This window comes from Chelatococcus asaccharovorans (assembly GCF_003201475.1).
In the GTDB taxonomy this organism is placed as follows: Bacteria; Pseudomonadota; Alphaproteobacteria; order Rhizobiales; family Beijerinckiaceae; genus Chelatococcus; species Chelatococcus asaccharovorans.
The window spans coordinates 1-11,521 of the sequence record NZ_QJJK01000031.1 but is presented as its reverse complement, the minus strand read 5'-3'; the positions used below and the strand labels follow the sequence as shown (position 1 = coordinate 11,521).

The 11,521-nt window shown below is 63.2% G+C and carries 8 protein-coding genes and 1 pseudogene; 4 read left to right on the top strand and 5 right to left on the bottom strand.

Annotation, left to right across the window (positions count from 1 at the left end):
• Positions 1–77: 77 nt before the first annotated feature.
• From C7450_RS33130 to C7450_RS33115, 4 genes are all read right to left on the bottom strand, one after another.
• Positions 78–4,634 (bottom strand): Eco57I restriction-modification methylase domain-containing protein, encoded by a 4,557-nt coding sequence (locus C7450_RS33130; protein WP_245450312.1) that lies wholly within the window; start codon positions 4,632–4,634, stop codon positions 78–80.
• Between the two features lie 104 nt (positions 4,635–4,738).
• Positions 4,739–5,143 carry a DUF3085 domain-containing protein gene (locus C7450_RS33125; RefSeq protein WP_246574492.1) on the bottom strand — a complete coding sequence of 135 codons (405 nt, stop codon included), beginning with the start codon at positions 5,141–5,143 and terminating at the stop codon, positions 4,739–4,741.
• Positions 5,144–5,153: 10 nt separating this feature from the next.
• Positions 5,154–5,756: a DUF1419 domain-containing protein gene (locus tag C7450_RS33120; RefSeq protein ID WP_068184882.1), complete on the bottom strand. Its 603-nt coding sequence runs from the start codon at positions 5,754–5,756 to the stop codon at positions 5,154–5,156.
• A gap of 139 nt (positions 5,757–5,895) precedes the next feature.
• Positions 5,896–6,849: a DUF3991 domain-containing protein gene (locus tag C7450_RS33115; protein ID WP_068184884.1), complete on the bottom strand. Its 954-nt coding sequence runs from the start codon at positions 6,847–6,849 to the stop codon at positions 5,896–5,898.
• 673 nt (positions 6,850–7,522) lie between these two features.
• Here C7450_RS33115 and C7450_RS33110 point away from each other — a divergent pair.
• The 4 genes and pseudogenes from C7450_RS33110 to C7450_RS33095 all read left to right on the top strand — a co-directional run bounded on the left by C7450_RS33110 (position 7,523) and on the right by C7450_RS33095 (position 9,892).
• Positions 7,523–8,116: a DUF6088 family protein gene (locus C7450_RS33110; protein WP_068185013.1), complete on the top strand. Its 594-nt coding sequence runs from the start codon at positions 7,523–7,525 to the stop codon at positions 8,114–8,116.
• On the top strand, positions 8,109–9,146 hold the full coding sequence (locus tag C7450_RS33105; protein WP_068184886.1) for a nucleotidyl transferase AbiEii/AbiGii toxin family protein: 1,038 nt from the start codon (positions 8,109–8,111) through the stop codon (positions 9,144–9,146). The genes C7450_RS33110 and C7450_RS33105 overlap by 8 nt, the downstream gene beginning before the upstream one ends.
• A 52-nt stretch (positions 9,147–9,198) precedes the next feature.
• Positions 9,199–9,474 (top strand): annotated as a pseudogene (locus tag C7450_RS33100) (hypothetical protein); the annotation flags it as partial.
• A gap of 37 nt (positions 9,475–9,511) precedes the next feature.
• Positions 9,512–9,892 (top strand): hypothetical protein, encoded by a 381-nt coding sequence (locus C7450_RS33095; protein ID WP_068184892.1) that lies wholly within the window; start codon positions 9,512–9,514, stop codon positions 9,890–9,892.
• A 152-nt stretch (positions 9,893–10,044) separates the two neighbouring features.
• On the opposite strand, the gene C7450_RS33090 is transcribed toward C7450_RS33095, so the two are convergent.
• Positions 10,045–11,151 (bottom strand): RHE_PE00001 family protein, encoded by a 1,107-nt coding sequence (locus C7450_RS33090; RefSeq protein WP_068184895.1) that lies wholly within the window; start codon positions 11,149–11,151, stop codon positions 10,045–10,047.
• Positions 11,152–11,521 lie beyond the last annotated feature (370 nt).

Sequence of the window (11,521 nt, the reverse complement as noted above, 5' to 3'; positions counted from 1 at the left end):
GGGGACGGGTCCGGGAATTCTCGGGCCGACGGAAATGATGTTCTTAATATGTTCTGTCCGCTGTCGTTTTTGAGCAGCTATGTGGTCATTGGGCCAATCTGCCGGCGCACGGCATGCTGATCGTCGATATGCGCGGCGCGAAGCCGTTCGAGCCGGGCGATATCGGCTTCAAGCCCTGCCTTCTGCATCAACCTCTGGTCGCCGGAAGCGATGGCCTTGGCCATGGCGAACTGGTTCGCCTGTCCATCACCGAGATCTTCAAGCCTGCGGATCGAAATATCGCCGGAGAGCGCGGCCGCGATGAAACGGGCCTTGCGCTCGTTGTTCTGCCACATTGCGGCATCGAGCGAGCCCTCCGTCGCGTAGGCGTAGATATCAACCTCGTCGTGCTGGTTGCCCTGGCGAACGATGCGGCCCTCGCGCTGCTCGATCTGCGAGGGCAGCCACGGCACGTCGAGGTGATGCAGCGCCTTCAGGCGCAATTGCGCGTTGACGCCGGTGCCCATCGTCTCCGAGCTTCCGAGAAGGAAGCGGACCCTGCCGGCACGCACGTCGCCGAACAGCCTCTGCTTCGCCTCCGACTTCTTGAAGTCCTGCATGAAGGCGATTTCGGCGGCTGGCACGCCGCGCCGGATGAGCTCGTCCCTGATCCAGCGATAGGCCGAGAAGCCTCTGGTCTTCTCGACATTGATCGTGCCGAGATCCGAGAAGATCATCTGCGCGGCGCCGGGTAGCTCATAGGGCCTGCCGTCCGGCTGAACATAGGTACTCGCTTCGGTCTCCCGCCAGATGCGGAAGGCGGTGTCGATCATCATATTGAGCTTGTTGCCGGGCTCATTGTCGTTGTCCGCATCGACCAGGCGAAGATCGATCGCCGCATGACGCCCGTCGGTGATGACGGACAGCAGGATGTCGTCGCCAGGTTCGACAGGCCGATTGCGCTGCTCGATCGCCTTGATGCGCGCGTCGAGCTGAAGCTGGTAGCGCTTGAAGGCGGCGGTCGGCTTCGCCGTGACGATCTGCCGGCGGCCGGTCGAGATCGCCGGCACCCTGACGAATTGACGCAAATCCTCCGGCATGACGACGTCGGCGAAGCTGCGGAACATCGCGATAAGCTCCGGCACGTTGACGAAGCTGGCGAACCGCGACACCGGCTTGTATTTGCCGGATGGCTGCAATTCGAGCTCGGTCGTGGTGTCGCCGAAGGTCGATGCCCAGGCGTCGAACTCGTGCAGACCGCGCTGCGCCAGCGCCGCATGGTCCATGAGCCGCTGCACGGAGAACATTTCGCCGAGGGTATTGGTGATCGGCGTGCCCGACGCGAGCACGAGCGCACGGCCAGGATTCTTCGTCTCAATGAAGCGGGACTTCACATAGAGATCCCAGGCGCGCTGCGAGCCGTTCGGATCGACGCCTTTCAAGGTGCTCATGTTCGTGGCGAAGGAGAGCTTTCTGAACTCCTGCGCCTCGTCGACGATGATCTGGTCGACGCCGATCTCCGAAATGGTGAGCAGATCGTCCTTGCGCGTCGAGAGTGCCTCCAGCCGCTCCTTGAGGCCCTCCTTCAACCGCTCGAGACGTTTGCGCGACACGCGATCATCGCTCTCGACCTTGAGCAACAGCGTCTCGTAGAGCTCCAGCTCGTCCTGGATCATCTGTTGCTCGAACACCGAGGGCACGCCGATGAAACGGAACGCGCTGTGCGTGATGATGATCGCATCCCAGGTCGCCGTCGCTGCCCGCGACAGGAATCGGGCGCGCTTGTCCTTGGTAAAATTCGTCTCGTCCGCGACGAGGATACGGGCGGAAGGATAGAGTGCCAGGAACTCGCGCGCCGCCTGCGCCAGGCAATGACCGGGGACGACCAGCATCGCCTTGGCGATCAGTCCGAGCCGGCGTTGCTCCATGACGGCGGACGCCATCGTCATGGTCTTGCCGGCGCCGACGGCGTGGGCGAGATAGGTCGAGCCCGCCGCGATGATGCGCCAGATGCCGCGTTTCTGATGCCCATAAAGAGTAAAGGCGCCAGAGGCGCCCGGAAGTTTCAGATGGGAGCCGTCGAATTTTCGCGGCGCGATGTCGTTGAAGCGATCGTTGTAAATCCGCGCCAAACGGTCGGTGCGATCGGGATCGGACCAGACCCAGTTCTGGAACGCGGTCTTGATCTTGTGCAGCTTTTCCTTGGCTGCCTCGGTATCAACGACATTGAGCACGCGGCGTTCGCCATCGGGGTCTTTGATAGTATCAAATATCTGCGGCACGCGGCTGTTGAGCGCATCGGCGAGCAGCTCGCCGGCATGGCGGCGATCGGTGCCCCATTCCGATGTGCCGGCGGCCATCCAGCCAAGCTGACGGGCCTCGACCGTCCAGGACGCCAGTTCCGGCATGTGATGGATCTTGATGTCGGCTCCCATCGTCTCCTTGACGAAGGTGACGACGTCCCTGGCCGGAATCCAAGGGCTTCCGAGCCGCGCGGTGATTTCGGAAGGACCGAGATCGGGGGGCTGGACCGCAACAAGCGCACGGACATTGCGCTCGAATGCGGGTTCAAGCGCGGCGGCACCTTCGGCCACGTTGAGCTTGTCGCGCACCGGACCGGAGAGATAAGCATCCGCCGTCTGCCACGAGCCATCGGCAGGGTTCTGGAAGATCGCATCGCCAAGCTCCGCAATGACGCCGGCGGCGTCCTGATGCAGAAGCTCGGCAATATGCTCGATATCGACGCCGCCGCGCTCGTTGAGCACGACGGCCAGCGCATCGGCGGCCGAGGTGATGACGGGGGCTGCGGGTGGCGCGATCACGCGCTCGGAGAAGATCGGTCCGGGCTTGGACGTATCGGTATCGAGATCGTAGTTCTCGATCGAGGCGACGAGCCAGCAGTCCGGGTCGTCAAGGAACGGCTGGATGTTCGGCCGGCGATGCGTCTCGCGCACCTCGCCGCTCTCATCGTCCTCCGTAACCGAAACCGTCGTGTGATTGATCGGGCCGAAATCGCGGACAAAGCTCGACCATGCGATGCGCAGCCTGACCTGCGCATCCCTCCACGGCCGGTCGAGCTCCTGGCATTTCAGCACCTCGCGCACGGCATCGCGGATCGGAATCAGCTTCTGGATAATGCGGACATGCTTTTCCGGAATGCCGTCGGTGCTGCGGCCTTTCCGGACTTTGACCGCGACGGATTCACCATCGAGGATCTGCATCAGGCCCCGCGCCTTGTCGAAGAAATAGCTGCCTTCGCGCACAGGACGATTCGCGGGAAGATCGGCATCGTCAAGATCGTCGACACCCCCAAGATCGAAATCGATCTCGCCAGGTTCGCCGTCATAGATGGCTTCCGGAAGAAGAAGGACGGCGGCATCCAGCGCCGCGCCGAGATCGACGCCCGCGTTCGGCAGGCAGGTATAGGTTTCGTCGGGACCGTAAATGCCGCGACGAAGCGCATGCGTGCCGAGCACGAAATCCGGGTGCTGTGCGAACCAGCGATTGACGCGGATCGCCTCCTCATCCTCTGTCGCTGGCCGCACCTTGTCAAGATCAAGCCAGGAAAGATCGCCCTCCGGCTCCCCGGCCTTCCGCCTGCGGAAAAAGAGCACGTCGACCACGACCTCCGTGCCGGCCTCGGCCCGAAAACTGCCTTCGGGCAGGCGGATCGCCGCGATCAGATCGGCCGACTTCGCGATATGCTCGCGCGCCGTGGCGTCGCCCTTGTCCATCGTGCCCGAGCTCGTCACGAGGGCGGCGAGCGCGCCCGGCTTCAACAGGTCGATGGATCGCGCAATGAAATAGTCGTGCAGCGTCAAACCCAACGAACGATAGGCCCGGTCCGACCGCACGGTCCGGCTGGAAAAAGGCGGATTGCCGATGGCGAGGTCGAAACTCGGCGGCAGTTCCGTGTGCGCAAAATCGCTGGAGAGGATGCGCGCGCGAGGCTGCAACAGCCGGGTAATGCGCGCCGTGACCGGATCGAGCTCGACGCCGGTGACATGGGAGATATCGCGCAGTCCTTCCGGCATCAACACCGGAAACAGGCCAGTGCCGATTCCCGGCTCAAGAACACGGCCGCCGCGCCAGCCGAGACGCTGGAGACCTGCCCAGATCGCCCGAACGATGAACTCTGGCGTGAAATGGGCGTACTGCGTGCAGCGGGAGAGCGAGGCGTAATCGGCTTCCCCGACGGCGTCCTCAAGCGCCGAGCCGATCTCATCCCAGCCCTCGCGGAAATCGACCTCGCCGGGCCGACGAAAAACGCCGTTCGCAAGATCCGATGCGCCGAATCCGGTGAAGCGGATCAGCTTCTCCTGCTCCGCGCGCGTGGCGGGACGCTCCGCCGCTTCGATTTCGGCCGCGAGCCGGATCGCGGCGATATTGTCACGCGCACGAGCCTTCCAGCCCTTCGCCAGGACACGATCACCGACGATATGGAAGTTCTCGCCTCGCGTGCGGCTCCCCGGTGAAGCCGCACGCGACGCCTTGACGCCCGCAATTGCGGGCGCCGGCGTTGATGGATCGGGATCGTCGTCATCGTCGGGCTCCGGCGTGAAATCGCCGGCAAAGGCGGTCACGCCTAGCCCGAGGCCGGACGACAGGGCCGTATTGCCGAAAAGGTCGATTGTGAAGGGATCGTCGTGCGCCATTGGAAATCTCCTGTGCTGCAGGCGCGCGCCGTCGGCCCGCCGGGCGGTCCCGGCAGGTGCGAACGGTCGCGATGGTGATGGGGTTGGAGTAGGTTACGCGGAGGCTATGGCTTCTCGATCATGTCGAGATGCATCTCATCCTTCAGGAACGCGATGCGCAGATGCGTGCATCCGGGACCGGAGGCGATCAGGGCTTCGAGACTTTCGGCGGGAAAGAAGTCCACGCCGTCGTCAGGGCCGAAGCTCCTGCGCTTCACCTCGAACCAGCCGTCATGCTTGCCGGGGTCGCATTCCTCGGCATAGGCGACCAGCGGCTTCGCACCTTCGGCGAGCGCGCCGTTGGAGCATAGATAGACGCCATGATCTCCGACGAGCCACAAGCCAGGCTTGCGGGTGTCGATCGGGGAGTATCCAAGGCAAGGGTCGCGGAAGCCCCCGTTGACCTTCGCATCGGCAACGCCGCGAGCGATGACGTCACGGACGGCTGTGAGTGAGAACGTCAGTATCATGCCGTCCTCCTCACGCCGCGATCGCATCGGGCAGGTAGCGCAGATGCACCGGCAGCTTGGCCGAGATTTCCGCATCCGCAAGCTGGTCAAGCAGCTTGAAGTCACGGGCATGGCTCGGCGCACACATCATGACGATGCGCTGGCCGCGCTGGCCGTGCGGGAAACGCCAGTCGGCATAGCCGCGATAGTCGTCATGGGTGCTGGACCAGATATGCTCGACACGCTCTTCGCGTGTCATCGCTCGGACGGGTCGGGATTCACGCTCGACGATGGCAGCCTTCATCTGCTCCGGGGAACCGCGATCGGCGAGATCGCAATATCCGTGAAAATGCCGGAACCGGCCGTCGATCGTGAGCGTGAAGAAGATGCTGGTGATCGAGCCGGTGAGGAACTCCCGCATGGCGAACACATCGCCACGCATCCAGAGCGGCGGCAGGATATCGAGCATGTAGTCGTGCTCGGCCTCGCCGATCTCGAACCATTCGCCGCGATAGAGCGCACTGTCGTCGCCCTCCCAGCGGTTCGGTCGCTGCGCGTGCCGGTCGAACATGCGGAACATCTGCCGGCGGTCGGCGACGCCTTGATAGACCTTGCGGATCGGAGAGAGGGTCATGAGCGGGCTCCTTTCAGCCTCGTCGGGCCGGAGCGCGGCACATCCTCGTGGATGTCCATCCCTTCGGCCCTTCTGACCCCTCTTCCGCGGCCGCCTCTCCGTCCGGCCGGGTCAAGGGCCGGCACAGCCGGGCGAAGCTTTACCCTTGACGCGGACGGCGGGCATGCGGCAGCCGGATTTCCGTTCCCTCCTCTTCTTCCCTTGCCCTTGCCTTCAGCTCGGCGTTCCAGTCGACCTCCGTCGATCGGAGGCGTTCGAAATCGCACGAGACTTCGCACGCGATCCGCGACAGACGATCCGCGTAGGCCTCGCCCTGCGCGTTATTGTCGGTCGCCGCAACCAGCAGCGCGCCCTCGCGCGCCGCGAGCGCGCGAATCGCCGCGTCCGTCGCCGGCGCCCAGCCTCCGCCAGTGCTGAGATAGACACTGTCGATGCGCATGCGCTCCAGAGCGGCGAGGCTCAACGCGTCGATCGCGGCTTCGGTGACGCAGAGGCGCAAGGCATGAGCGAGACCGAAACGGAAGAGCACTTTCGCGCCGCCGGTTGCGAAGCCACGCCATTCGGGACCGCGTTCCTCCCAGCCGGTGACAACGCCGGCGACGTCCCTATGCGCGGCCCACATGCTGCCACGCGGACCTTCTCGCACAAGGTCATGTCTGGTCGCGGTGCGGATGACGGCCTCCGAAAGGGAGCGTGCATCATTGAGATAACGCCAGGTCAGCGATCCCGGCCATGGCTTCCGGCGCTTTGACCATCGGTCGGGGATAGAAGCGACCGACTCGGGCTCACGCGCGGGCCGCGTCCAGACGGGCTCCTTCGGCACGAAGCCGACCAGTGACGCGACGCGCTCGAGAACCTCGACGAAGGGCACGCGGTCGATATGCTCGACCAGGCTGAACACGTCGCCCTTGGCATCGCTCAAAGGGTCAAACCATCCCCTGCTCTCGTGGATGACAATGACGATCTGGCCGCCGCGGCGATATTTGACCGCCTTTCGCGTGCTCTCCTTCAGGTCGATCGCAAAGCCGGCCTTCTCCAGGACGGCGGCGCAATTTACGCGGTCCCGTAGTTCTTCCAGTTCACTCTTTTCCATAGCCTTGCCGGCACGCCCTCGCGTCCGCCTTTCCTTGCCTTTTCCTTTCCCCGCATCTCGCGGAGCCCTGTCCGGACACCGCGAAGAGCAAAGGGGGCAAGGGCGCGGCCGGCAACTGACGAAAAAAGCAGTGCGCCGAGCCCAGCCGGCCGGCCGCGGCGCAGCTTCCCTTGCCGCCTGCCGCTCGCAAGCGACACCTCCGGAAGGAAAAGAGTCGGCTCAATGAGCCGGTCCGCCGTCGAACGGGTCGTATTCGGCGAGGGTCTCGACTTCGCCGTCATCGAACTCCGCGCCTGCAGAACGCCGTAACCGTCGTCCGAACGGAAGAGCTTGACGGGCATCATGAAGATCTGTGCGAGCTGGGTACGGCGGGTCGGGAGAGCCGCATTGGTCGGCGCTCAACGCGGCGACACCGTGCCGGTCGGGCTCGGACCGAAAAAGGACGCCGGGATCGCTGCATCAACGAGGAACCTGCAGCAGGCCCCCTGTCTGACGCTGGGGCAAAACCAGCGTTCCGCCACGGCATCGCACATGCCTTTATCGTCATAGTCGTAAATATCGGGCGCCCAACATGGGCACGTGGCGCTCAAAGCGTGACGCCTTGAATGTCAGAAAAAGATACGCTATTTTCTGACACATGAAGATGATAACCGCTTCTGTTCCCGACAGGATGATGAAGCGTGTCCGCGCGAGCGGACGCGGCAGCGTCTTCACGCCCAACGACTTCCTCACCGTCGCCGCTCGCTCCGCGGTCGACCAAGCCCTTTCCCGGCTGGTTAAGAGTGGCCAACTTCGGCGTCTCGCACGTGGGCTCTATGACTTCCCCAAGCTGCATCCGAAGCTCGGTCCGCTCTCGCCCGCTCCCGATGATGTCGCCCAAGCGCTCGCCCGGGAGACCGGCTCGCAGGTCCAGATCGCCGGCGCGCGGGCAGCGAACGCGCTGGGCCTCTCGACACAAGTTCCAGCCAAGAGCACCTATCTGACCGATGGTCCGTCACGACGCGTCGTGCTCGGGAAGCGCGTGGTCGATCTTCGCCACGCGTCGCCAAAGCATCTGATTGCGCCGGGCAGCCCCGCCGGTACCGTCGTTCAGGCCCTTCGCCATGTCGGCCCCGTGCGTGCTGCCGACGTCGCGCAGGTCGCCGCGCACCGGCTCTCGGCCACCGACAAGAAGACGCTGGCCTCGACCGCCGTTCAGGCGCCCGCCTGGATGCGACCGACTCTGGTCTCAATCGCCAACGCGGCGATGGTCGATATCGATGGATAAGGTCGCCTGTCTCCCTGCCAATGATCGCGCTGCCCTGTTCGGGGAGACCAGCGCCGGCCGCGGCATCGCCGACACGATCATCGAAAAGGACTTCTGGGTCTGCTGGACCTTGAGGCGCCTTTTCGGTCTGCCGAAAGGGACGACGGCGACTCTCGTTTTCAAGGGTGGCACATCGCTCTCGAAGGCGTTCGGCGCCATCCGCCGCTTCTCCGAGGACATCGACCTGTCGTTCGATCGCGCCGAACTGGGCTATACCGGCGAGCGCGATCCCGAAAAGGAGGGGATCAGCAGGAAACAGTCGGCCCGGCTGATCGACGACCTGGTCGGTGACGTCGAGCGTCACATTGCCGAAAGACTTTTCCCGGCGCTCCGCGCCGCGATCGTCGAACAGCTTGGCGAACCGGCCAACCGCGAGTGGACGTTGGAGATCGATGCCCGCGACGCGCAGACCATCAACTTCCGCTACCCGACGGCGCTGTTCACCACAGAATATGAGGGCATGGCCTACATCACGCCGCACGTGAAGCTCGAACTCGGCGCGCGCGGCGATCCCTGGCCAACCGAGGAGAAGACGATCCGCCCCTATACGGCCGACGACTATCCCGATTTCTTCGAGAAGCCTGACACCAGTGTGACCGTGCTATCAGCACGGCGCACCTTCTGGGAAAAGGCGACGGCGCTCCATGCGGAAGCGCATCGGCCAGACGAGTCGCCAACACCACAATATTTCTCGCGGCACTATTACGACCTTGCCATGCTCCTCGACACGGACGAGGGCCATGCCGCTGCGGCCGACTTCGATCTGCTGGCGCAGGTGGCAAAGCACAAAGCCACCTTCTTCCGTTCGGGCTGGGCCAGCTACGAAACTGCTCGGCCAGGCACGCTCCTGCTGATGCCGGACGCAACACGGGTCAAAGACTTGCGAGCCGATTACCGGGCGATGGCGCCGATGATGTTTGACCAGACGCCGCCGTCATTCGACGACATACTGGCAAAAATTGCCGCGCTTCAAGAAACGGTCAACAGCTAACTCAAGGCTGTCCGCTGGGGAGTACGGACATCAGTTCGATTCGATCCATCAGCACGAGATCGGCTTCATCACCCGCCCGCTGCACCTGCCGGCGGAGAAGTTGGCGGCCGCGGAGTTGTCCGTCCACATGCTGATGGGTCGCATCGAGGCGATTGACCGCGAGGCACGACTTCCATTCGCCTGGTTCTTCCTGATGACGCACGGCAACAGGGTCGAACCGGAGGTCGGTGAAGCCATCGCCCAAGGGTTGCGCGAGGCGCGCGTGCGGCTCCCGGACCAGGACGCCAAGGTGTTGCTGCGATGGGCCGACGAACGATACGGATTCTGACATCGGCGACTTACGCTCGAAATGGTATAGGAGCGCTATGACTGTTCAGACCGGCCTTGTCGAACTGCTCACGTTGCACTCACCGAGCACGCCTGATGCCAAGGAGCTCATCGAGGCACTCGGCGACTTCGCGAAGTCACGGGCGACGCGGGAGCTGATCCGAAGCAACGTTCAACGCAGGATTCAATGTGCGCTTCGCGTACCGCTGCTCAAGGACGGTCACGCGGTCCGGCCGACCGAACTCGGGCGTGTGCTGCGCAAGGTGATCCGGTCGGCGGTCGAGGCTTCGTCTCCAGGCGATCATGTGTTGGTCGATTTCATCGTCACGGCCGACTCTCGCCTCGAGATAAAGGCCGGACCTGCGACCCAGATGGGTGGCGTCGATGGTGCCGCCATCGACCGGATCTTCAGCCCCTGACGTTCGCCCACGCGCTTGAAAAAGATGCGTCAAAGCCCAGCAGACCCAGAAGTCCTTTAACGACGCTTAAATGCAACATATGAAATAAGTGAATTATATGAAAGTCGCCGGAACAACGGCGCCCCAGCCGCGCCTCCAACGACCTCATCCATTTAGATGACGCCCCAGGCCCGATAGCGGCCCCTCCCCGTCATTTCCCGCACGCCAAGTTCCCCAATCAAATTCAGGGCACCCCGCGTCGTTACCCGTGCTGCCTTGGCGATCATCGGTGCCGAGACGATCGGGTGGGTCAGCACGAGATCCATGACGGCAGGCAAGCTGCTGCTGGATCGGCGGCCGCGCAGTTTGCGTTCCATCTGATCGCGGGCCTGAGAGAGCCGATAGACCTCCTTCATCCCGAAGTCTGCCGCCGCAGCCATCGCTTCGAGAAAAGCAGACAATCGCGTCGATCGGGCGTGGGCGCGCCGTCGCTCTCGCGGCACGGCCTTCAATCCGATGTTGAAGGTCGGAACATGCGACGTGACCTTGCGCCGCGCCCGGAGATAGGCGCTCACGAGCTGACCTCCCAGGCCGTGCTGCCGCTGTATCGGCTCAAGCGTTTCCCAGGCATCGAAGAGAACAGCCGCCGCGAGCGCCGGCGGCAACATCTCGACCTGCTTCATGACCTTCCTGAATTCCGTCAGTCGCTCCTGCTCATCCCAATCCGAATCCCGGATCACAAGGTCGCCGACGACGAGTGACGATCGGACCACAGGGGCAGCCGACCTTTCCGCTTCAAGCCCATCGATGACGCGCCGTGAACGGTCGAGGATAGCATCAATGGCCGCGAACTCGCGGGCAAGCGGATCGTCGTCATCGTGCGTCTCGATCTCCGCCTCACGGTGCGCGCCCTGATCGTGGAAAGATGCGAGCGACGCTGCGCCGACCAGGATCGCGATGCCGGCCTCGCTGAGCGCCCAATCCGGGTTCGCTCCGGCAATCCGGCGCCGGGCGCGCAATATCGCGTGGGCAAGCGTCAGCTCATGAGTGGGAGTTCGAATGTCCATATTGGCGTCGTGGAGAACCAGGTCCTCGACGTGGACAAGCTGGCCCGAGACCCACATGCTGGCGGCCGAGTCGAAGAAATGCCCGCGCTGGACGACCCCTGCCCCGACCGGGCTGCGGCGCACAATTTCGTCCAGGCGAGCCAACTGGTCCTCCGCGCGCACGAGGGCCGGAAGCAGGCTCTGGATAGCCAAATCGGTAAGTTCATAACTCATTGGTATTTCGTGCTTTTGTTTATCATACGGAAGTTATCACGTCTTTCACTTCCGTCACATAGGTATCTTTTTCACACGCGCGTATTATAGAGAGCCGATCAGCCTCCGTGATTGAACAGGCTTGGCTGTAAGCGAACCCAGAGCCGCCAAAACCGCTGATTTTGCGGTACTTTTCTCATGGCCGAGCACGCAGAAAGCTCACTAGAGACGTTTACAAACGATCGTTTTCTCTTGTCTGATGAAATTGTACAAAGGGCCTCGAATCGGTTCTGGAATGTCATTTGTCACAGTGGACTGCACTGGCGGGACAAAGCTGTCTTCAGTAGGGGTATCCGGCGCGGCGCGGCGTCCTGGCAACAAGCAGCGGCGC

Coding starts and splice junctions, on each gene's coding strand:
- C7450_RS33130 (WP_245450312.1), bottom strand. CDS start 4,634: ATGGCGCACGACGATCCCTTCACAATCGACCTTTTCGGCAATACGGCC.
- C7450_RS33125 (WP_246574492.1), bottom strand. CDS start 5,143: ATGATACTGACGTTCTCACTCACAGCCGTCCGTGACGTCATCGCTCGC.
- C7450_RS33120 (WP_068184882.1), bottom strand. CDS start 5,756: ATGACCCTCTCTCCGATCCGCAAGGTCTATCAAGGCGTCGCCGACCGC.
- C7450_RS33115 (WP_068184884.1), bottom strand. CDS start 6,849: ATGGAAAAGAGTGAACTGGAAGAACTACGGGACCGCGTAAATTGCGCC.
- C7450_RS33110 (WP_068185013.1), top strand. CDS start 7,523: ATGAAGCGTGTCCGCGCGAGCGGACGCGGCAGCGTCTTCACGCCCAAC.
- C7450_RS33105 (WP_068184886.1), top strand. CDS start 8,109: ATGGATAAGGTCGCCTGTCTCCCTGCCAATGATCGCGCTGCCCTGTTC.
- C7450_RS33095 (WP_068184892.1), top strand. CDS start 9,512: ATGACTGTTCAGACCGGCCTTGTCGAACTGCTCACGTTGCACTCACCG.
- C7450_RS33090 (WP_068184895.1), bottom strand. CDS start 11,151: ATGAGTTATGAACTTACCGATTTGGCTATCCAGAGCCTGCTTCCGGCC.